This window comes from Actinoplanes lutulentus (assembly GCF_003259845.1).
Lineage (GTDB): Bacteria > Actinomycetota > Actinomycetes > Mycobacteriales > Micromonosporaceae > Actinoplanes > Actinoplanes lutulentus.
In genome coordinates this window covers 136,316-155,540 of sequence record NZ_QLMJ01000026.1, presented here as the reverse complement: position 1 = coordinate 155,540, position 19,225 = coordinate 136,316, and the positions used below count along the sequence as shown (strand labels likewise).

Annotated in this window: 21 protein-coding genes; 18 read left to right on the top strand and 3 right to left on the bottom strand. The window is 69.0% G+C overall.

Annotation, left to right across the window (positions count from 1 at the left end; genetic code table 11):
• Nucleotides 1-2: 2 nt before the first annotated feature.
• A complete protein-coding gene (aroC, locus tag B0I29_RS40615; protein ID WP_111654504.1) occupies nucleotides 3-1,181 on the top strand; it encodes a chorismate synthase in 1,179 nt (392 codons plus the stop codon).
• Nucleotides 1,181-1,681, top strand: coding sequence for a shikimate kinase (locus B0I29_RS40610; protein WP_111654503.1), 501 nt, complete (start codon nucleotides 1,181-1,183; stop codon nucleotides 1,679-1,681). The genes aroC and B0I29_RS40610 overlap by 1 nt, the downstream gene beginning before the upstream one ends.
• Here B0I29_RS40610 and B0I29_RS40605 read toward each other — a convergent pair.
• The gene (locus B0I29_RS40605) at nucleotides 1,678-2,391 is read right to left on the bottom strand and encodes a Clp protease N-terminal domain-containing protein (protein ID WP_111654502.1); all 714 of its coding nucleotides are present in this window, start codon (nucleotides 2,389-2,391) and stop codon (nucleotides 1,678-1,680) included. The genes B0I29_RS40610 and B0I29_RS40605 overlap by 4 nt on opposite strands.
• A gap of 100 nt (nucleotides 2,392-2,491) precedes the next feature.
• Between B0I29_RS40605 and aroB the strand changes: the two genes are divergently transcribed.
• From aroB to nusB, 4 genes are all read left to right on the top strand, one after another.
• Nucleotides 2,492-3,565: a 3-dehydroquinate synthase gene (gene aroB, locus B0I29_RS40600; protein WP_111654501.1), complete on the top strand. Its 1,074-nt coding sequence runs from the start codon at nucleotides 2,492-2,494 to the stop codon at nucleotides 3,563-3,565.
• Nucleotides 3,562-3,981, top strand: coding sequence for a type II 3-dehydroquinate dehydratase (gene aroQ, locus B0I29_RS40595; protein ID WP_111654500.1), 420 nt, complete (start codon nucleotides 3,562-3,564; stop codon nucleotides 3,979-3,981). The genes aroB and aroQ overlap by 4 nt, the downstream gene beginning before the upstream one ends.
• A gap of 74 nt (nucleotides 3,982-4,055) precedes the next feature.
• A complete protein-coding gene (efp, locus tag B0I29_RS40590; RefSeq protein WP_111654499.1) occupies nucleotides 4,056-4,613 on the top strand; it encodes an elongation factor P in 558 nt (185 codons plus the stop codon).
• Entirely contained in the window at nucleotides 4,613-5,047 is a 435-nt protein-coding gene (nusB, locus tag B0I29_RS40585) for a transcription antitermination factor NusB (RefSeq protein WP_111654498.1), read from the top strand. The genes efp and nusB overlap by 1 nt, the downstream gene beginning before the upstream one ends.
• 318 nt (nucleotides 5,048-5,365) lie before the next feature.
• Here the strand turns inward: nusB and B0I29_RS40580 are convergent, their stop codons facing one another.
• Complete coding sequence (locus tag B0I29_RS40580) at nucleotides 5,366-6,097, bottom strand: endonuclease domain-containing protein (RefSeq protein ID WP_245973151.1); 732 nt, start codon at nucleotides 6,095-6,097, stop codon at nucleotides 5,366-5,368.
• Nucleotides 6,098-6,103: 6 nt separating this feature from the next.
• Here B0I29_RS40580 and B0I29_RS47195 point away from each other — a divergent pair, with 6 nt between their 5' ends.
• Nucleotides 6,104-6,364 (top strand): hypothetical protein, encoded by a 261-nt coding sequence (locus B0I29_RS47195; RefSeq protein WP_245973150.1) that lies wholly within the window; start codon nucleotides 6,104-6,106, stop codon nucleotides 6,362-6,364.
• Between the two features lie 251 nt (nucleotides 6,365-6,615).
• On the opposite strand, the gene bldD is transcribed toward B0I29_RS47195, so the two are convergent.
• A complete protein-coding gene (bldD, locus tag B0I29_RS40575) occupies nucleotides 6,616-7,104 on the bottom strand; it encodes a transcriptional regulator BldD (protein ID WP_014446326.1) in 489 nt (162 codons plus the stop codon).
• 288 nt (nucleotides 7,105-7,392) lie between these two features.
• Here bldD and pyrR point away from each other — a divergent pair, with 288 nt between their 5' ends.
• The 11 genes from pyrR to rpoZ all read left to right on the top strand — a co-directional run bounded on the left by pyrR (nucleotide 7,393) and on the right by rpoZ (nucleotide 19,158).
• The gene (gene pyrR / locus B0I29_RS40570) at nucleotides 7,393-7,977 is read left to right on the top strand and encodes a bifunctional pyr operon transcriptional regulator/uracil phosphoribosyltransferase PyrR (RefSeq protein ID WP_375790596.1); all 585 of its coding nucleotides are present in this window, start codon (nucleotides 7,393-7,395) and stop codon (nucleotides 7,975-7,977) included.
• On the top strand, nucleotides 7,974-8,894 hold the full coding sequence (locus B0I29_RS40565) for an aspartate carbamoyltransferase catalytic subunit (protein ID WP_111654495.1): 921 nt from the start codon (nucleotides 7,974-7,976) through the stop codon (nucleotides 8,892-8,894). The genes pyrR and B0I29_RS40565 overlap by 4 nt, the downstream gene beginning before the upstream one ends.
• Nucleotides 8,891-10,156, top strand: a complete 1,266-nt coding sequence (locus B0I29_RS40560; RefSeq protein WP_111654494.1) for a dihydroorotase — start codon at nucleotides 8,891-8,893, stop codon at nucleotides 10,154-10,156. The genes B0I29_RS40565 and B0I29_RS40560 overlap by 4 nt, the downstream gene beginning before the upstream one ends.
• Nucleotides 10,156-11,262: a glutamine-hydrolyzing carbamoyl-phosphate synthase small subunit gene (gene carA, locus B0I29_RS40555; protein ID WP_111654493.1), complete on the top strand. Its 1,107-nt coding sequence runs from the start codon at nucleotides 10,156-10,158 to the stop codon at nucleotides 11,260-11,262. The genes B0I29_RS40560 and carA overlap by 1 nt, the downstream gene beginning before the upstream one ends.
• Before the next feature lie 6 nt (nucleotides 11,263-11,268).
• Nucleotides 11,269-14,586 (top strand): carbamoyl-phosphate synthase large subunit, encoded by a 3,318-nt coding sequence (gene carB, locus B0I29_RS40550; RefSeq protein WP_111654492.1) that lies wholly within the window; start codon nucleotides 11,269-11,271, stop codon nucleotides 14,584-14,586.
• Nucleotides 14,583-15,611 carry a quinone-dependent dihydroorotate dehydrogenase gene (locus B0I29_RS40545; RefSeq protein WP_111654491.1) on the top strand — a complete coding sequence of 343 codons (1,029 nt, stop codon included), beginning with the start codon at nucleotides 14,583-14,585 and terminating at the stop codon, nucleotides 15,609-15,611. The genes carB and B0I29_RS40545 overlap by 4 nt, the downstream gene beginning before the upstream one ends.
• Nucleotides 15,608-16,882 (top strand): adenosylmethionine--8-amino-7-oxononanoate transaminase, encoded by a 1,275-nt coding sequence (locus B0I29_RS40540; RefSeq protein WP_111654490.1) that lies wholly within the window; start codon nucleotides 15,608-15,610, stop codon nucleotides 16,880-16,882. Before B0I29_RS40545 ends, B0I29_RS40540 begins: the two co-directional genes overlap by 4 nt.
• A 20-nt stretch (nucleotides 16,883-16,902) precedes the next feature.
• Entirely contained in the window at nucleotides 16,903-17,733 is an 831-nt protein-coding gene (gene pyrF / locus B0I29_RS40535) for an orotidine-5'-phosphate decarboxylase (RefSeq protein ID WP_111654489.1), read from the top strand.
• Nucleotides 17,734-17,917: 184 nt separating this feature from the next.
• On the top strand, nucleotides 17,918-18,235 hold the full coding sequence (gene mihF / locus B0I29_RS40530; protein WP_111654488.1) for an integration host factor, actinobacterial type: 318 nt from the start codon (nucleotides 17,918-17,920) through the stop codon (nucleotides 18,233-18,235).
• Between the two features lie 32 nt (nucleotides 18,236-18,267).
• Entirely contained in the window at nucleotides 18,268-18,867 is a 600-nt protein-coding gene (gene gmk / locus B0I29_RS40525) for a guanylate kinase (RefSeq protein ID WP_111654487.1), read from the top strand.
• Nucleotides 18,868-18,894: 27 nt separating this feature from the next.
• A complete protein-coding gene (rpoZ, locus tag B0I29_RS40520; protein WP_014446315.1) occupies nucleotides 18,895-19,158 on the top strand; it encodes a DNA-directed RNA polymerase subunit omega in 264 nt (87 codons plus the stop codon).
• Nucleotides 19,159-19,225: the final 67 nt, after the last annotated feature.

The window sequence follows — 19,225 nt, the reverse complement described above, 5'->3', positions numbered from 1 at the left end:
CCGTGTTGCGCTGGCTAACCGCAGGTGAATCGCATGGTCCGGCTCTTGTCGCGCTCCTGGAGGGTGTTCCCGCCGGGGTGGAGGTGACGAGCGCGGACATCATGCGCGACCTCGTGCGCCGCCGCCTGGGTTACGGACGCGGCGCCCGGATGAAATTCGAGCAGGACGAGCTAGAGCTCATCGGCGGCATCCGGCACGGGGTGACGCAGGGCAGCCCGGTCGCGCTGCGGGTGGGCAACAGCGAGTGGCCCAAGTGGGAGACGGTCATGTCCGCCGACCCGGTGGACCCCGACCTGCTCGCCTCGCAGGCCCGCAACGAGGCGCTGACCCGCCCGCGTCCCGGCCACGCCGACCTGGCCGGCATGCAGAAATACGGTCACACCGACGCCCGCCCGATCCTGGAGCGTGCGAGCGCCCGGGAGACCGCGGCCCGCGTCGCCATCGGTGTGGTCGCCAAACAGCTGATCAAGCAGGCGCTCGGCATCGACATCGTCTCGCACGTGATCGAGCTGGGCTCGGTCGCCGCGAAACCGGGCGTCCTGCCCACGCCGGACGACTTCGACCGGATCGACGCCGACCCGCTGCGCTGCCTCGACCCGGAGGCCAGCGAGCGGATGGTGGCCGAGGTCGACGCCGCCAAGAAGGACGCCGACACCCTCGGCGGCATCGTCGAGGTGCTGGCCTACAACGTGCCGCCGGGCCTCGGCTCGCACGTGCAGTGGGACCGCAAGCTGGACGCCCGCCTCGCCACCGCGCTCATGTCGATCCAGTCGGTCAAGGGCGTCGAGATCGGTGACGGCTTCACCCAGGCGCGGTCGCGCGGCTCGGTGGCGCACGACGAGATCGTCCCGACCGCGGACGGCGTCAAGCGGATCACCGACCGGGCCGGCGGCCTGGAGGGTGGCATCACCAACGGTGAGCCGCTGCGGGTCCGTGCCGCGCTCAAGCCGATCTCCTCGCTGAACCGGGCACTGCAGACCGTCGACATCGTCACCGGCGAGCCGGCCACCGCGATCAACCAGCGCTCCGACGTCTGTGCGGTGCCGGCCGGCGCGGTGGTCGCCGAGGCGATGGTCGCGCTGGTCCTGGCCGAGGCCGCCGTCGAGAAGTTCGGCGGCGACTCGGTCGCCGAGATCAAGCGCAACCTCGCGTCGTACCTCGAGAACCTGGTCATCCGCTGATGGCTCCGGCAGTGGTCCTGGTCGGCGTGATGGGCGCCGGCAAGACCACCGTCGGCGCGGCGCTGGCTTCGCGGCTGGGCGTACCGTTCGCCGACACCGACACGATCATCGAGGAGCGGGCCGGCAAGCCCATCCCGGAGATCTTCGTCGATGACGGCGAGGACGTTTTCCGCGCGCAGGAGCGCGCGGTCGTGGCTGAGTGCGTGGAGACCTTCGCGGGCGTGCTCGCCCTCGGCGGCGGCGCAATCCTCGACGAGGGTACGCGCAAACTGCTCACCGGCCAGACAGTCGTCTTCCTCGAAGTCGGCCTGTCCGACGCGATCAAACGGGTCGGTCTGGGCTCGGGCCGGCCGCTGCTCGCCATCAACCCGCGAGCGACCCTGCGTCACCTGATGGAGCAGCGCAAGCCGCTCTACCTGGAGGTGGCGACGCACAGCGTGACAACGGACGGCCGCGAACCCGACGACCTGGCCGACGAGATCACCGGCCTGCTCCGTTAGTTGAGGCGGCTCTCCAGGCGTTCGATGCGTTCGATCAGGGGGGTCAGCTCGGCTCGGACGGCGGTGAGCAGGGCTGCTGGGGCGGCCTGCTGGTCGGGGGCGGTGGAGCGCAGGTGGGCGTAGCCGGCGACGGCGGCGGCCACCGCTCGGCGGGCGGCTTTGCCGTCGACGGCCCGGGAGCGCAGGAGCTCGCCGGCTGAGCCGTCCGGTTCGGCGGCCAGACCGACGAGCAGGTGCTCGCAGCCGACGTAGTTGTGACCGAATCCGATGGCCTCGCCGACCGCCAGCTCCAGGGCGACCGCGGCCGGTGCGCTGAATCGCAGTCCGCTGCCGCCGCTGTCGGGCTCCGGGGTGGACGGCGCGGTCAGTGAGTCCGGTGCCACGTCCATCGCGGTGAGGATCTGCACGCCCAGGTTGTGGTTCTCGGCGAGCAGGCCGTGCAGCAGGTCGGCGGTGGTCACCGTGGCGGCGCCGGCCTCCTGGGCGCGGCGGGCCGCGAGGGTGAGCGTGATGATCAGGCGGCCGGTGAAGCTGGGCAGCCGCTCGGAGAGCCGGTCCGGGTCGAGGTCGCTGAGCACGGCCTGGCGGATCGTGGTGATCCGGCGGACCGCATGCTCCAGGGCGCGCTGGCAGATCGGCGAGACGGGCAGGCCGGTCTCCCGGACGGCGTCGGCGAGCTCGTCGGGGAGGTACACGTTGATTTTCGGCATGCCACCGTTGTAACCCTCTTGGGGTTATCTGTATATAACCCCATCCGAGGAGTGGAATGTCGATGGTGGGTGCATAGCCGGACCGGACCGCGCGGATAAGGTGACGCCCGTGGTGACGCGAATTCCGGTGACGGGTGACCGTCCGTATGACGTGATCGTCGGGCGTGGACTCGAGAACGAGCTGCCCGCACTGATCGAGGGTGCGGCGCGGGTGGCCGTGCTGCATCCGCCGACGCTGCGCGACCGTGCCGAGGCCGTCGCCAAGGCGGCCGGCGCGGTGACCGTGGTGCCGATCGAGGTGCCGGACGCTGAGCGCGGCAAGTCGATCGAGGTGGCGGCCCGCTGCTGGGACGAGCTGGGTGCGGCCGGGTTCACGCGTACCGATGTGGTCGTGGGTGTCGGTGGCGGAGCCACCACGGACCTGGCGGGGTACGTCGCGGCGGCCTGGCTGCGGGGTGTGCGCTGGGTGCCGGTCGCGACGTCGGTGGCCGGCATGGTCGACGCTGCCGTCGGCGGCAAGACCGGGGTGAACATCGCGGCCGGCAAGAACCTGGTCGGCGCGTTCCACCCGCCGGCCGGTGTGCTCTGTGACCTGGACGCGCTCGACACGCTGCCGGCCGAGGACGTGGCTGCGGGTCTGGCCGAGGTGGTCAAGGGCGGGTTCATCGCCGACCCGCGGATCCTGGAACTGGTCGAGGCCGACCCGGCGGGGGCGCTCGACCCGCGCGGCGACGTGCTGCGCGAGCTGATCGAACGCAAGATCCAGGTGAAGGCGGACGTGGTCGGCGTCGACCTCAAGGAGTCCGGGCTGCGGGAGATCCTCAACTACGGGCACACGCTGGGTCACGCGATCGAGCGGCGGGAGAAGTACTCCTGGAAGCACGGGCACGCGGTCTCGGTGGGCATGATCTTCGCGGCTGAGCTGGGCCGGCTCAGCGGGCGGCTGGACGACGCGACCGCGGCACGGCACCGAGCGGTTCTCGAGTCCCTGGGGCTTCCTACGGCGTACGAAGGAAGTGCCTGGACCGAGCTGTTGCCCGCGATGCGCGTCGACAAGAAGGCGCGGGCAGCGACCTTGCGGTTCGTGGTTCTGGATGGCCTGGCGAAGCCGGGCATCCTGGCCGGGCCGGACGAGGACCTGCTGGAGCGGGCCTACGCGGCGGTGGCCCGATGATCTACGTGCTGAACGGGCCGAACCTGGGGCGGCTGGGGCTGCGTGAGCCGGGGATCTACGGCTCGTCGACCTATCAGGATCTGGTCGATCTGTGCCAGACCGCGGCGAAGGACCTCGGCCTGACCGTCGAGGTGCGGCAGACCAACGCCGAGCATGAGATGCTCGAATGGCTTTACCAGGCGGCCGACGAAGGTGCCGACGTGGTGCTGAACCCGGGGGCCTGGTCCCATTACAACTACGCGGTGCGTGACGCCTGCGCGATGTTGCGCGGCAAGCTGATCGAGGTGCACATCTCGAACATCCACGCCCGTGAGGAGTTTCGGCACCATTCGGTGATTTCGGCCGTTGCGACCGGTGTGATCGCCGGTCTCGGCTTCGCTGGATATCGCCTCGCAATAGACCATATTGCCCGGTAAGCCCGATTCGCAGGGGACTGCTCACCGCCGGTAGAGTGGTTCGGTCACCGATACGCTTCAAACCAAGGCAGGACATGGCTTCCACCAACGACCTGAAGAACGGCCTGGTGCTCAACCTCGACAAGGAGCTGTGGACTGTCGTCGAGTTCCAGCACGTCAAGCCGGGGAAGGGTCCGGCGTTCGTCCGCACCACGCTGAAGCACGTCCTGTCCGGCAAGGTCGTCGACAAGACCTTCAACGCGGGCACCAAGGTCGAGACCGCGACCGTGGACAAGCGCACCATGCAGTACCTGTACAAGGACGGCGAAGACTACGTCTTCATGGACCTGGACACCTACGACCAGATCCACGTGCAGGGTGGCACGCTCGGCGAGAACGCGAACTACCTGCTCCCCGAGGCTGAGGCGACGGTCGCGCTGCACGAGGGTGTGCCGCTCTACATCGAGCTGCCGACCAGCGTGTTCCTCGAGGTCACCTACACCGAGCCGGGTCTGCAGGGTGACCGGTCCACCGGCGGCACCAAGCCGGCGACCGTCGAGACCGGCGCCACCGTTCAGGTTCCGCTCTTCATCACCACCGGTGAGAAGATCAAGGTCGACACCCGCGACGGCCGCTACCTCGGCCGCAGCTGATGGCTGAAGGTCCCAAAAAGGAACGGCTCGCGCGTCGCAAGGCGCGCAAGCGAGCACTCGACGTCCTCTTCGAGGCCGACCTGCGTGACCTTCCGCCGAGCCAGGTTCTCGTCACCTACCTGGACCGGATCGCCAAGCCGCATCCGGAACACATGGGTTACGCCACCGAGCTGATCGAGGGCGTCGCCAAGAACATCGACCGGGTCGACGAGCTGATCGCCAGCTACGCGGAGGGCTGGACGATCGACCGGATGCCGGCCGTCGACCGCAACCTGGCGCGGATCGCGGTGTTCGAGCTGCTCTACGTGCCCGACGTGGACGACCCGGTCGCCATCACCGAGGCGGTGGAGCTGGCGAAGGAGATGTCGACCGACGACAGCCCTCGCTTCCTGAACGGCCTTCTCGACCGCATCGCGGCGTTCGCCACGCGCTGAACAGGGTTTCCGCACGGCCCGGACCGGATGGTCCGGGCCGCTTCGCGTTGGTGTACGGGGTGCGTTCGGGGTTTGGGGTTCGGGGTTCGGGGGCTTGTACTGCTGGTTTCGCCGCGATCTTGTGACGCGTCGTGCTGTCGCTTTTTCGATCTTGTTGACTTACTCCGTCTCGTAGTCGGGGAGTTCTTCAAGATCGGCTAGGGGTGGGTTTGCTCGTTGCGATCTTGTCGACTTGGGTGAACCGTTTGCGTGGAACTCAACAAGATCCGCGGCGGGCGGCGGGGTGGTGGGGTGGCGGGGGCTTGGGTGCGCGGGGGTTTATGGCGTTGTCATGGCTGCTTTCAGCTGGGCGGCGACGGCGCTGGGGTTCGATCGGAGCAGCGATGCCGGGAATCTCAGGATTCGGTCGCCTTTGATCCACACAGCGTTCTGCCGGAGCATGTCGGCGGTCCACTGCTCGGCATCCATGTGATGTGCCCCGTCGACCTCGACGTGCAGCCGGAAGTCCGGCCAGTAGGCATCGAGGTAACGCCTGCGACCGGCGCTGTCCGTCCGATGCTCCTGTAATACCGGTAGTGGCAGGCGGTACTGCCGGCACAGGCGGACCAGGTCGATCTCACTGAGTGCGGACGCGCCTCCGGCCAGGTCAGCGAGCAGATCGCTCATCAACCGGTGCCGGCGTATTCGCGGGAACAGGTCGAGCGCGCGCCTGATGTCCGAGGGCAGGACCCGCCGTTGCTGACATGCGGCGGCGATCACCACGTGTGCCTCGCGATCGGTGCCGGCCCACGCTGCCGCGTCGATGACGGAACGTCCCAGGCTGGTCCGTGGGGGTAGGCCGGTGTGCTGATGCTCCGGCGGGAGTACGGCCGAGCGGTACACGCGTACCGAAGCCATGTCGGCAGGGAACCGGGCAAGACGCGCGCTCCGGCTGCGCTCAGCCGAAATGATCACTTGGATCGGCTCGCTGGGGAGACCGGTCACTCCCCATGCGGTCGCCGCAGTGATGCCGGCGAGCAGGGCGCCGGGCCCGGCCGCCAGGATGGCCACCCATAGTTGCTGTTCACGGTGAAGCCGGCCGTTATCGGTCAGGAGTATTCCGTGGCTCAGACTGCGCCATCGGCCATGGCGGAGATGGCGCTCGACCGGTGCGCGACCGAGCAGCGTGATTGCCTGACGGGTGGTGACGACGCCAGCCTGTTCGTAGAGCAACCATTCGAACTCGCTCCCATCGTCACTGGGAGTTCGGAGAAGCATGGCCTCACCCTGCTGGGAAGCACCGCTCGCTCGGCTGCCAAATTTTCTGCCTGTGGATAACGCCAGATCTTGTTGATTTCCACGAGCACGGGGTGGAGTCAGATCAACAAGATCGAAAGGAGTGGAGCCGGGAGGCACACACCCCGAGCCGATCTTGTGGACATCACCGGAAACGGTTCGTGAAACTCCACAAGATCGCGAGAAAGGGGGGTTGCGGGCGGCGCGTGGTGAAGCTGCCCATTGGCGGCTCGCTGGGTGGGGAAACGGGAAAGCCCGCGCCGGGAAGGCGCGGGCTTTGGCGGTGCGGTGAATCAGCTGGCGAAGAACGCGCGCGGGTCAGCGACCAGCACACCCTGCTCGGTGAGGCGCTCGATCAAGCCGGAGGGCGAGATGTCGTACACGATGGCGAGCGCGCGCAGGTCGTCGGCGCGGATCGACAGGACGCGGCCGTTGTAGTCGCCGCGCTGCTGCTGGATGGCCCGGGCGTAACGAGCCACGTACGCGAGGTCTTCGCCCGTGGTGTCGTACAGCTTCTCCAGGTCAAGGACGATCTTGTTGGTGGCCTCGAGGCGGATGCCACTGCCGTCGGGCAGGAGCTCCGAGACGGGCACTCGGTAGAAGTCGGCCAGTTCGGCCAGACGCGAGACGGTTACCGCGCGGTCACCACGCTCGTACGAGCCGACCACGACAGCTTTCCAGCGGCCGTTGGACTTCTCTTCGACGCCCTGCAAGGACAGGCCCTGCTGCTGGCGGATGGAGCGCAGGCGAGCGCCCAGCGACTTGGCGTACTCAGACGGCATACGGACACTCCCGGTACTGTGCTGGCCCGGAGGGTTCTTTCCTCACGGATCGCTACGCTGCGTGACGGTACGGAGTTTGCGACCGCCGGTCAAGTGTTGGTTACCGATGAGTCGTGCGGGCCGCACCAAAGTTACCGGCTGTATCCCCAGTTGCAGGATTTGTCCGGTCTGCTCCAGTCAGGCACGTCACCATGGTCAACGCTGCGTCCACTGGTAACGTAGCGTCAGCCATCGGGCCGGCCTGAACTGGGGCCGAAACCGAACCGACATCCTTTAACGACCCGTCCCGTGAGGCGGGGAAGGAGGTCCGCCGTGGCGCAGCCACGCGCAGACGCGCCGAGCAAGATCATTTTAGAGGGTTCCGACCTGCATCGGGTCGTGGACCGCATCGCGCATCAGATCCTCGAGAAGACCTCCGGCGCCACCGGCACGGTGCTGCTCGGCATCCCGACCCGGGGTGTCCCGCTCGCGCACCGGCTCGCCGCCCGGATCCACGCCTTCGAAGGCGTCGAGGTCCCGGTCGGATCACTCGACATCACGCTCTACCGCGACGACCTGCGCCTCAAGGCCACCCGCGCGCTCGGCAAGACCGAGCTGCCCAGCGGCGGCATCGACGGGCTGCGGGTGATCCTCGTCGACGACGTCCTCTTCTCCGGCCGCTCGGTGCGCGCCGCCCTGGACGCGCTGCAGGATCTCGGCCGGCCCAGCTCGGTGCAGCTCGCGGTCCTGGTCGACCGCGGTCACCGGCAGTTGCCGATCCGCGCCGACTACGTCGGCAAGAACATCCCGACCGCGCTCAGCGAGAGCGTGAAGGTCGCGCTCACCGAGACCGACGGCGCCGACGAGGTACGCCTGATCGGAGGCCTCAAATGATCAAGCATCTCCGTTCGGCGGCCGACCTGGACGCCGCCACCGCGACCCTGATCCTGGACACCGCCGCCGAGATGGCCGCTCTCTCCGGCCGCGAGGTCAAGAAGCTGCCCGCGCTGCGCGGCCGCACCGTGGTCAACCTCTTCTACGAGGACTCGACGCGGACCCGGATCTCCTTCGAGGCGGCGGCCAAGCGGCTCTCCGCCGACGTCATCAACTTCTCCGCCAAGGGTTCCAGCGTCTCCAAGGGCGAGAGCCTGAAGGACACCGCGCTCACCCTGCAGGCCATGGGTGCCGACGCCGTGGTGATCCGGCACCCGGCCAGCGGCGCGCCGCACCGGCTGGCGGAGTGGGTGGACGGCTCGGTGGTCAACGCCGGTGACGGCACCCACGAGCACCCGACACAGGCTCTGCTGGACGCGTACACGATGCGCTCGCGCCTGGGCCGGCTCGACGGCCTGAAGGTCGCGATCGTCGGCGACGTGCTGCACAGCCGGGTGGCCCGTTCCAACGTCCTGCTGCTGACCACGCTCGGCGCGCAGGTCACCGTGGTCGGCCCGCCCACGCTCATCCCGCTGGACACCGCGGCCGCGCTGGCCGAGAAGACCCAGGTCTCGTACGACCTGGACGCGGTGCTGCCGGACAGCGACGTGGTGATGATGCTGCGCGTGCAGACCGAGCGGATGCAGGACTCGTACTTCCCGTCGGCCCGTGAGTACAGCCGCCGGTACGGGCTCGACATGCGGCGGATGAGGCGGCTGCCGGAGCACGCGATCGTCATGCACCCGGGTCCGATGAACCGGGGCATGGAGATCGCACCCGAGGTCGCCGACTCGCCCCGATCCACGATCGTCGAACAGGTCGCCAACGGCGTCAGCGTCCGGATGGCAGTCCTCTACCTGCTTTTGGGAGGCAAGTGATGGCGTACCTGCTCAAGGGCGTCTCGATCCTCGGCGCCGCGCCGACCGACCTGGCCATCGTTGATGGCGTCATTTCCGACAAAGCTCCCGACGACGCTCAGGTCATCGACGCGACCGGCCTGGTCGCGCTGCCCGGCCTCGTCGACGTGCACACCCACCTGCGCGAACCCGGCCGCGAGGACGCCGAGACGGTCGAGACCGGCTCGCGCGCCGCGGCGCTCGGCGGTTACACAGCGGTCTGCTCGATGGCGAACACCTCGCCGGTCGCCGACACCGCGGGCGTGGTCGAGCAGGTCTGGCGGCTCGGCCGCGAGGCCGGTCTGGTGGACGTGCAGCCGATCGGCGCCGTCACCATCGGTCTGGCCGGCAAGCAGCTCGCCGAGCTGGGCGCGATGGCCGACTCCGCCGCGAACGTGCGGATCTTCTCCGACGACGGCTTCTGCGTCGCCGACCCGCGCCTGATGCGCCGGGCCCTGGAGTACGTGAAGGCGTTCGACGGCGTGATCGCCCAGCACGCCGAGGAGCCGCGCCTCACCGAGGGCGCGCAGATGCACGAGGGCGAGGTCAGCACTCGCCTCGGCCTGACCGGCTGGCCCGCGGTCGCCGAGGAGGCGATCATCGCCCGGGACGTGCTCCTGGCCGAGCACGTCGGTAGCCGCCTGCACGTCTGCCACGTCTCCACCGCCGGTTCGGTCGAGGTGCTCCGCCAGGCCAAGGCCCGCGGCGTGCGCGTGACCGCCGAGGTCACCCCCCACCACCTCCTTCTCACCGACGAACTCGCGGCCGGTTACGACCCGGTCTTCAAGGTCAACCCCCCATTGCGTACGCGCAACGACGTCGAAGCCCTCCGCCAGGCCCTGCTGGACGGGGTGATCGACGTGGTGGCCACCGACCACGCGCCGCACGCCGTGCAGGACAAGGAATGCGAGTGGTCGTACGCCCGCCCCGGCATGCTGGGTCTGGAGACCGCGCTGCCGATCGTGCTGAGCGTCTTCGGTGAGAAGTGGGACCTGATCGCCGACCGGATGTCGATCGCGCCGGCCCGCATCGCCGGGCTGACCGGGCACGGCGGCGACCTGAGCGCCGGCACGCCCGCAAACATCACGCTGGTGGACCCGTCCGCCCGCTGGGTCGTCGACCCGGCCGAGCTGGCGAGCCGCAGCCGAAACACGCCGTACGCGGGCATGAACCTGCCGGGTCGCATCGTGGCGACCTTCCTGCGGGGAGAAGCGACGGTTCTGGACGGGAAGGCGGTCAAGTAATGACCAAGGCGATTCTGGTGCTGGAGGACGGTCGCACGTTCTCCGGGACGGCTTACGGAGCTGTCGGCGAGACGTTCGGCGAGGCGGTGTTCACCACCGGCATGACCGGATATCAGGAGACGCTGACCGACCCGTCGTACCACAAGCAGGTCGTGGTGCAGACCGCACCGCAGATCGGCAACACCGGCGTCAACGCCGAGGACGACGAGTCGGACCGGATCTGGGTCGCCGGTTACGTGGTCCGCGACCCGGCCCGCCGCCCGTCGAACTGGCGCTCGCAGGGTGACCTGGGCGAGCGCCTGGCCGCCGAGGGCGTCGTCGGGATCAGCGGCGTCGACACCCGCGCGCTCACCCGCCACCTGCGCGAACGCGGCGCCATGCGGGTCGGCATCTCCTCGGTCGACCTCGACCCGCAGTCGCTGCTGGAGCGGGTCAAGGGCGAGCCGCAGATGATCGGCGCGGACCTCTCCGCCCAGGTCAGCACGGACGCGCTCTACACCGTCAAGGCCGAGGGCGAGCACCGGTACACGGTCGCCGCGCTCGACCTCGGCATCAAGCGCAACGTGGCCCGCCGGCTCGCCGCGCGCGGTGTCACCACGCACATCTTCCCGGCCTCCTCGTCGATCGAGGACCTGCTCGCGGTCAGCCCGGACGCGGTCTTCTTCTCGCCCGGCCCGGGCGACCCGGCGACCGCCGACGGACCGGTCGCGCTGGCCCAGGACGTGATGCGCCGCGAGGTGCCGCTCTTCGGCATCTGCTTCGGCAGCCAGATCCTCGGCCGCGCGCTCGGCTTCGGCACCTACAAGCTCGGGTACGGCCACCGGGGCATCAACCAGCCGGTGCTCGACAAGACCACCGGCAAGGTCGAGGTCACTAGCCACAACCACGGGTTCGCCGTGGACGCCCCGCTGAACCAGGTGATCGACACCGAGTTCGGCGCCGTCGAGGTCTCGCACGTCTGCCTCAACGACAACGTGGTCGAGGGCCTGCGGGGCATCGAGATCCCCGCCTTCACCGTCCAGTACCACCCCGAGGCCGCAGCCGGCCCGCACGACGCCGACTACCTCTTCGACCGTTTCGTCGAGCTCGTCGAGAAGAAGGGCTGACCACCCATGCCGAAACGTGAAGATCTCAAGCACATCATGGTGATCGGGTCCGGCCCGATCGTCATCGGCCAGGCCTGCGAGTTCGACTACTCCGGCACCCAGGCGTGCCGGGTGCTGCAGGCCGAGGGCATCCGCGTCTCCCTGGTCAACTCCAACCCGGCCACGATCATGACCGACCCGGAGTTCGCCGACGCCACCTACGTCGAGCCGATCACGCCCGAGTTCGTCGAGCTGGTCATCGCCAAGGAGCGCCCGGACGCGATCCTGCCGACCCTGGGCGGGCAGACCGCGCTGAACACCGCGATCGCGCTGCACGAGAACGGCGTCCTGGAGAAGTACGGCGTCGAGCTGATCGGCGCCAATGTCGAGGCCATCCGCAAGGGTGAGGACCGGCAGCTCTTCAAGGACGTGGTGGCGAAAGCGGGCGGCGAGACGCCGCGCTCGCGGGTCTGTCACTCGATGGACGAGGTACGCGCGACCGTCGCCGAGATCGGCCTCCCGGTCGTGGTCCGCCCCTCGTTCACCATGGGCGGGCTCGGCTCCGGCATGGCGCACAACGACGAGGACCTGGAGCGGATCGCCGGCTCCGGCCTGGCCGCCTCCCCGGTCACCGAGGTGCTCATCGAGGAGAGCGTGCTCGGCTGGAAGGAGTACGAGCTCGAGCTGATGCGCGACAAGCACGACAACGTCGTGGTGGTCTGCTCGATCGAGAACATCGACCCGATGGGCGTGCACACCGGCGACAGCGTCACCGTGGCGCCGGCCATGACGCTGACCGACCGTGAGTACCAGAACCTGCGTGACCTCGGCATCGCCGTGCTGCGCGAGGTCGGCGTGGACACCGGCGGCTGCAACATCCAGTTCGCGATCAACCCGGACGACGGCCGGATGATCGTGATCGAGATGAACCCCCGGGTCTCCCGCTCGTCGGCGCTCGCCTCGAAGGCCACCGGCTTCCCGATCGCGAAGATCGCCGCGAAGCTGGCCATCGGGTACACGCTCGACGAGATCCCGAACGACATCACGCTCAAGACGCCGGCCGCGTTCGAGCCGGCCCTCGACTACGTGGTCGTGAAGATCCCGCGCTTCGCCTTCGAGAAGTTCCCGGGGGCGGACAAGGAGCTCACCACCACGATGAAGTCGGTCGGCGAGGCGATGAGCCTCGGCCGCAACTTCGCCGAGGCGCTCAACAAGGCGATGCGCTCGATGGAGACGAAGGCGGCCGGTTTCTGGACCGCGCCCACCTTCACCGACCTCGACGAGGCCCTCGCCGCGCTGCGGATCCCGCACGACGGCCGGCTCTACACGGTCGAGGCCGCGCTGCGGCTCGGCGCGACCGTCGAGCAGGTGCACGAGGCCAGCGGCCGGATCGACCCGTGGTTCCTCGACGAGATCCAGGCCCTGGTCGAGCTGCGCGCCGAGATCCTGGCCTCGCCGGTCCTCGACGACGAGCTGCTGCGCCGGGCGAAGCGTTCCGGACTCTCCGACAAGCAGCTGGCGGCACTGCGCCCCGAGCTGGCCGGCGAGGACGGTGTCCGCTCGCTGCGGCACCGCCTCGGCATCCGCCCGGTCTACAAGACCGTGGACACCTGCGCCGCCGAGTTCGAGGCGAACACCCCGTACCACTACTCGTCGTACGACGAGGAGACCGAGGTGGCGCCGAGCGACCGGCCCAAGGTGATCATCCTGGGCTCCGGGCCGAACCGGATCGGTCAGGGCATCGAGTTCGACTACTCGTGTGTGCACGCCGTACAGGCTCTTCGCGGTGTCGACTTCGAGACCGTCATGATCAACTGCAACCCGGAGACGGTCTCCACCGACTACGACACCGCGGACCGGCTCTACTTCGAGCCGCTCACCTTCGAGGACGTCCTCGAGGTCTTCCACGCCGAGGACAGCTCGGGCAAGGCGGCCGGCGGACCCGGTGTGGTCGGCGTGATCGTCCAGCTCGGCGGGCAGACGCCGCTGGGCCTGGCGCACCGGCTCAAGGCGGCCGGCGTGCCGATCGTCGGCACTTCGCCGGAAGCGATCGACCTGGCCGAGGACCGTGGCCTGTTCGGCGTGGTCCTGGCCGAGGCCGGGCTGCGCTCGCCGGACCACGGCACCGCGGTCAGCTTCCCCGAGGCCAAGGCGATCGCCGACTCGATCGGTTACCCGGTCCTGGTCCGCCCGTCGTACGTGCTCGGCGGCCGGGGCATGGAGATCGTCTACGACGAGCCGACGCTGAAGGGTTACATCGAGCGGGCCACCGAGATCTCACCGGACCACCCGGTGCTGGTCGACCGGTTCCTCGACGACGCCATCGAGATCGACGTCGACGCGCTGTGCGACTCCACCGGCGAGGTCTACCTCGGCGGCGTGATGGAGCACATCGAGGAGGCCGGCATCCACTCCGGCGACTCGGCCTGCTCGCTGCCGCCGATCAACCTGGCCGCCACGCACATCGCGGAGGTGCGCCGGTACACCGAGGCGATCGCCCGCGGCGTCGGCGTCCGCGGCCTGCTCAACGTGCAGTACGCGCTCAAGGACGAGACCCTCTACGTCCTGGAGGCCAACCCGCGTGCGTCCCGGACCGTGCCGTTCGTCTCCAAGGCGACAGCGGTCCCGCTCGCCAAGGCGGCCGCTCGGATCGCGCTCGGCGCCACCATCGCCGAGCTGCGCGCCGAGGGCCTGCTGCTGGCCGACGGCGACGGCGGCACCACGCCGGCGAACGCGCCGATCGCCATCAAGGAAGCGGTGCTGCCGTTCAAGCGGTTCCGCACCCCGGCCGGCAAGAGCGTGGACAACCTGCTCAGCCCGGAGATGAAGTCGACCGGTGAGGTGATGGGCATCGACGCGGGCTTCGGCCAGGCGTTCGCCAAGTCGCAGGCCGCCGCGTACGGCTCGCTGCCGACCAAGGGCAAGGTCTTCGTCTCGGTGGCGAACCGGGACAAGCGCTCGATGGTCTTCCCGGTCAAGCGCCTCGCCGACCTGGGCTTCACCATCGTCACCACGGCCGGCACCGGCGAGGTCCTGCGCCGGTACGGCATTGAGTGCGAGGTCGTCCCGAAGCACTACGAGAGCCCGGGCAAGAACGCCGTCGAGCTGATCCTGGCCGGCGAGATCGCCCTGATCATCAACACCCCGCAGGGCTCCGGCGCCAGCGCCCGGCTCGACGGGTACGAGATCCGCAGCGCCGCCGTCACCGCCGACGTGCCGAGTGTGACCACGGTGCCCGGCGCGGCCGCCGCGGTGATGGGCATCGAGGCGCTGATGCGCGGCGACATGACGGTCCGCCCCTTGCAGGAGTTGCACGCGCTGCTCCGGCCGGAGCTGGCCAAGTGAATCTGTTCGCGAACGCCGTCCGGCCGGTTCTGTTCCGGCTGGGCGGCGGCGACGCCGAGCACGCCCACGAGTGGACGCTGAACCGGCTCGCCTCGCTGCCGGCTCCGGCGCTGGCCGCCCTGCGCGGTCAGTACTCGTTCGCCGCGCCGGTGGAGGCGTTCGGCGTCCGGTTCCCGAACCGGGTCGGCCTGGCCGCCGGGATGGACAAGAACGGGATCGCGCTGCCGGCGTGGTCCGCGCTCGGGTTCGGGTTCGTCGAGGCCGGCACGGTCACCGCGAAGCCGCAGCCGGGCAACGACAAGCCACGGGTGTTCCGGCTCAAGGGCTCCGACGCGATCATCAACCGGATGGGGTTCAACAACCTCGGCGCGGCCGCGCTGGCCGAGCGGCTGGCGTCGGCCGGCAAGCTGGACGTCCCGCTGGGCATCTCGCTCGGCAAGTCCAAGGTCACGCCCCTGGAGGACGCGGTCGAGGACTACCTGACCTCGTACCGGCTGCTGCACCCGTACGCCGATTACATCGCGGTCAACGTCTCCTCGCCGAACACGCCGGGGCTGCGCTCGCTGCAGGACGCCGACTCGATCGGTGCGCTGCTCAAGGCGCTGAGCGGCCCGGTGCCGGTGCTCGTGAAGATCGCCCCGGACCTGACCGAGCCGGCCATCGCCCAGCTCCTCGAGGTCTGCCTCGACCACGGCGCGGCCGGTCTGATCGCCACAAACACCACGCTGTCCCGGGACGGGATCGCCGACGCCGACCAGCACCTCGCGGGTGAGGCCGGCGGACTCTCCGGCAAGCCGCTCACCGAGCGGGCCCGCGAGGTGGTGAAGTTCGTGCACGACGAGACCGGCGGCCGGCTGCCGATCATCGGGGTCGGCGGCATCATGTCGGTCGACGACGCCTCCCGGTTGCTGGACGCCGGAGCCTCGCTGGTGCAGCTCTACAGCGGGTTCATCTATCGGGGACCGGACCTGGTCCGGGCGATCGCCCGGGGCGCCCGGCCGATCCGCTCGCACCGCGCGCGATGAGCACGTCCGAGCGCGAGCTTCTCGCGCTCGACCGGGCGCACGTCTGGCATCCGTACGGCCCGATGCCCGGTCGCACCGACCCCTATCTGGTGGAGAGTGCGGCCGGGGTCCGGCTGCGCCTGGCCGACGGCCGGGAACTCGTGGACGGGATGTCGTCCTGGTGGGCGGCGATCCACGGGTACCGGCACCCGGTGCTGGACGCGGCCCTGGCCGATCAGGCCGGCCGGATGAGCCACGTGATGTTCGGCGGGCTCACCCACGAGCCGGCGATCCGGCTGGCCGGCACGCTTGTCGAGATGACCCCGGCGGGCCTGGACCACGTCTTCCTCTGCGACTCCGGCTCGGTCGGGGTCGAGGTGGCGATCAAGATGGCGCTCCAGGCGCAGCGGGCGCTGGGCCGGCCGGAACGGCAGCGCCTGGCGACCTGGCGGGGCGGCTATCACGGCGACACGTTCCACCCGATGAGCGTCTGCGACCCGGAGGGCGGAATGCACTCGCTGTGGACCGGGGTGCTGCCGGTCCAGGTCTTCGCCGGCCCGCCTCCGGCGGAATACGACGACGCTTACGCGAACGAACTCACCGAGATGATCAAGCGGGATCAGGGCGAGATCGCCGCGGTGATCGTCGAGCCGGTCGTCCAAGGGGCCGGCGGGATGCGGTTCCACCACCCGGAGTACCTGCGGGTGCTGCGCGAGGTGACCGCGGCACACGGCATCTTCCTGATCTTCGACGAGATCGCTACCGGGTTCGGCCGGACCGGCACGCTCTTCGGGGCTGATCACGCCGGGGTGAGCCCGGACATCATGTGCCTCGGTAAAGCCCTGACGGGTGGTTATCTGACCCTCGCGGCGACGCTGTGCACGCCGGAGGTGGCGTCGGCCATCTCGGCGGGGGAGGGCGGCGGGCTGGCACACGGCCCGACGTTCATGGGCAATCCACTGGCCTGCGCGGTGGCCAACGCGTCGCTGGGCCTCCTGCGGGATGGCGGGTGGGCTTCGCGCGTACCCATGATCGAAAGCCGGCTGAAAGACGGCCTGGGGCCGCTCCGGGGGGCGCGAGGGGTCGCGGACGTCCGCGTTCTCGGTGCGATCGGTGTGGTGCAGCTTGATCATCCGGTGGACATGGCGGCGGCGACCGCGGCCGCTGTGGCCGAGGGCGTCTGGCTGAGGCCGTTCCGGGACCTGATCTACACGATGCCGCCCTATGTGGCGGACGACGCGGACGTGGACCGCATTACCGCGGCGATCATCGCCGCGGTGGCAGCTACCTGACACGTTTGGGGGAAATATCAATGGAGACCTTCGGCGAACGGCTTCACGCGGCCGTGGCGGAGCGTGGTCCGCTCTGCGTCGGCATCGATCCGCACGCTTCTCTGCTCACCCGCTGGGGCCTCTCCGACGACATCGCCGGCCTGGAACGCTTCGCCCTAACGGTGGTCGAGGCGCTGGCCGATCGGGTGGCCGTTCTGAAACCACAGTCCGCGTTTTTTGAGAGATTTGGGTCACGTGGCGTCGCGATTCTTGAGTCAACTATCCGACAGTCCCGAGAGGCCGGCGCGATCGTCCTTCTCGACGTGAAACGTGGCGACATCGGCTCGACGATGGCCGCTTATGCGTCGGCATATCTGGATCCGGCGAGTTCTCTGTGTGCCGACGCGATTACTGTGAGTCCCTATCTTGGCGTCGGCTCATTGCAGCCGGCGTTCGATCTGGCGGCCGCTCACGGCGGCGGTGTATTCGTTCTCGCGCTGACCTCGAACCCCGAGGGCCCGGCCGTCCAGCACGCCGTCACAGCGTCCGGAAAAACTGTCGCGCAAACCGTCATCGACGAGATTTCGCAGGTCAACGCGGGTGCGGTGCCGCTCGGAAGTCTCGGGCTCGTGGTCGGCGCGACGATCGGCGAGACCGGCCACGACCTCTCCGCGGTCAACGGCCCGCTGCTCGCTCCGGGCCTCGGAGCGCAGGGCGCGACACCGTCCGACCTGCGCGCCGTCTTCGGCGAGAGCCTGCGGAACGTGTTGCCCTCGTACTCACGCGAGGTCCTCGGCGCGGGCCCGGAGATCGCCGATCTGCGCGCCGCCGGCGAACGTGTTCTTGACGACTGTCGAGCCGCGCTCGGGTGAAACTGCCTGCGTACCAGGGCGTCAGGAAGCGGTTCGCGGGGTACCCCCACGTTGCCGAAAGCGCCGTTGACCGCTAGTTTTCCCGGCGCCGGGAACCACATGCCCCTTTGGTTCCCTGGCACACCACGTTTCACAGAAGCGCCGGTATTGAACCACCGCCGCGTAAGGGACCTGAGGAGAACTGGTGCCGCTCCCGTCACTGAGCCCCGAACAGCGCCAAGCTGCGCTGGAGAAGGCTGCGGAAGTCCGCAAGGCTCGGGCTGAGCTGAAGGAACAGCTCAAGTCCGGCAAGACCACCCTCGCCGCCGTGCTCGACCGCGCGGAGGGCGACGAGGTCGTCGGCAAGCTGAAGGTCTCGGCCGTGCTTCAGGCGCTGCCGGGCATCGGCAAGATCCGCGCGACCCAGATCATGGAGAAGCTCAAGATTGCCGAGAGCCGCCGGCTCCGGGGTCTTGGCGACCAGCAGCGGAAGGCCCTCCTGGGGGAGTTCGCTGCGAACTGACTCATGGGCTCGTGTAGACATGAGCCGTGAGCATGGATGACGACGCGCGCCCGGCAGCACGCCTCACCGTTCTTTCCGGCCCTTCCGGGGTCGGAAAGGACAGTGTGATCGAGCTGATCCGGGCGCGCTCGCCTTGGATCAGGCTGTCCGTTTCGGTGACGACCCGTAAGAAACGGGACTACGAAACCGACCAGGAGCACTACCACTTCGTGAACCGCTTGGAGTTCCAGCGCCTGATCGATGGCGGTCAGCTGCTGGAGTGGGCGGAATTCGCGGGCAATCTGTACGGGACACCGCGAGCGCAGGTCGAGGGCTGGCTCCAACAGGGCCGGCCCGTTCTTTTGAAGATCGACCTGCAGGGCGCCCGTCAGGTGCGTGCGGCGATGCCGGAGGCCCAGCTGGTCTTCCTGGCGCCGCCGAGTGTCGAGGAGCTCCAGCGCCGTCTCATCGGCCGGGGCACCGACGACGAGGAGACCATCCGCCGCCGACTGGCCCACGCGGACGAGGAGCTGGCCGCCGAGGCCGAATTCGACCGCACCGTGGTCAACGACTTCGTCGAACGGGCCGCCGATGAGCTGGTAGGATTGCTCGGTTCATCGTACTTAGCGCCAGCTCAAGCACACGAGCATTGAGTCCCGAGCATTAAGGAAGCACTGACTGTGGGAACCATCGCGAACCCCGAAGGCATCACCAACCCGCCGATCGACGAGCTGCTCGACAAGACCTCGTCGAAGTACTCGCTGGTGATCTTCGCGGCCAAGCGCGCCCGCCAGGTCAACGCCTACTACAGCCAGCTGGGCGAGGGTCTCCTGGAGTACGTCGGCCCCCTGGTGGAGACCACTCCGCAGGAGAAGCCGCTCTCCATCGCCATGCGGGAGATCAACGCCGGCCTGCTGACGGCCGAGCCGACCGACAACCCGTGATCTAAATCTGATCCAGCATGCTGATCCCGCGTCCCAGGTCTTGGGCGCGGGATCAATTGTTATCTGT

What these genes read in the sequence shown, in the direction of transcription:
- B0I29_RS40610 (WP_111654503.1), top strand. Translation starts at nt 1,181, where the DNA reads ATGGCTCCGGCAGTGGTCCTGGTCGGCGTGATGGGCGCCGGCAAGACC.
- B0I29_RS40605 (WP_111654502.1), bottom strand. Translation starts at nt 2,391, where the DNA reads ATGCCGAAAATCAACGTGTACCTCCCCGACGAGCTCGCCGACGCCGTC.
- aroQ (WP_111654500.1), top strand. Translation starts at nt 3,562, where the DNA reads ATGATCTACGTGCTGAACGGGCCGAACCTGGGGCGGCTGGGGCTGCGT.
- efp (WP_111654499.1), top strand. Translation starts at nt 4,056, where the DNA reads ATGGCTTCCACCAACGACCTGAAGAACGGCCTGGTGCTCAACCTCGAC.
- nusB (WP_111654498.1), top strand. Translation starts at nt 4,613, where the DNA reads ATGGCTGAAGGTCCCAAAAAGGAACGGCTCGCGCGTCGCAAGGCGCGC.
- bldD (WP_014446326.1), bottom strand. Translation starts at nt 7,104, where the DNA reads ATGCCGTCTGAGTACGCCAAGTCGCTGGGCGCTCGCCTGCGCTCCATC.
- B0I29_RS40565 (WP_111654495.1), top strand. Translation starts at nt 7,974, where the DNA reads ATGATCAAGCATCTCCGTTCGGCGGCCGACCTGGACGCCGCCACCGCG.
- carA (WP_111654493.1), top strand. Translation starts at nt 10,156, where the DNA reads ATGACCAAGGCGATTCTGGTGCTGGAGGACGGTCGCACGTTCTCCGGG.
- carB (WP_111654492.1), top strand. Translation starts at nt 11,269, where the DNA reads ATGCCGAAACGTGAAGATCTCAAGCACATCATGGTGATCGGGTCCGGC.
- B0I29_RS40540 (WP_111654490.1), top strand. Translation starts at nt 15,608, where the DNA reads ATGAGCACGTCCGAGCGCGAGCTTCTCGCGCTCGACCGGGCGCACGTC.
- pyrF (WP_111654489.1), top strand. Translation starts at nt 16,903, where the DNA reads ATGGAGACCTTCGGCGAACGGCTTCACGCGGCCGTGGCGGAGCGTGGT.
- gmk (WP_111654487.1), top strand. Translation starts at nt 18,268, where the DNA reads ATGGATGACGACGCGCGCCCGGCAGCACGCCTCACCGTTCTTTCCGGC.